Origin of the sequence: Rhizobium ecuadorense, assembly GCF_001187535.1 — a bacterium.
In the GTDB taxonomy this organism is placed as follows: Bacteria; Pseudomonadota; Alphaproteobacteria; order Rhizobiales; family Rhizobiaceae; genus Rhizobium; species Rhizobium ecuadorense.
The window spans coordinates 1-528 of the sequence record NZ_LFIO01000019.1 but is presented as its reverse complement, the minus strand read 5'-3'; the positions used below and the strand labels follow the sequence as shown (position 1 = coordinate 528).

The 528-nt window shown below is 65.3% G+C and carries 1 pseudogene; it reads right to left on the bottom strand.

What is annotated here, in order from left to right:
* A pseudogene (locus AF337_RS00065) lies at positions 1-528 on the bottom strand (phospholipase D-like domain-containing protein); the annotation flags it as partial.

Genomic DNA, 528 nt, shown 5'->3' with positions numbered 1-528 from the left:
GCAATTCGGGACGAAGATCGCCGAACTGGGCGGAGATGGCCGCTGCGCGCACCATGACGACACGGCCGGTATCGCCGTCCGGCCACCAGATCGCCCGCTGCGGCAGGTCCCTGACCTCGCCACCCGGCTGATGGACATAGGTTGTGGGTTCACCGGGTTTTGCCGGCGGCAGTGCTGCCGGATTGCTGATCGCGCCCTGGACGAGCAGGTCCGGTCGCTTGACGGCAAGCTCCGCTGCCTGGCCGATGACGTTCTGTTCGCCGCGCACACCGGGATAGAAGGTGAGGAACAGGATGGCGCTGTCGGCATGCTCCATCAGCGAATAGACGCGGCTGAGATCGACGGGTGTCGGTGAAGTCTTGTTCTTGCTCGGCGCCTTGGTGTTGGGTGAAAACAGGATTTCGACGGTGGTCTTTCCGTCCTTCAGCGTCACCGGCCCGGTCGGCGCGGCATTCGCCAAGCGCAGGGCGGGGCCCTGCACGCCCTTGCTCGGGGCAAAGCCCTCGGCGGTCTCACCATGGTTGGAAA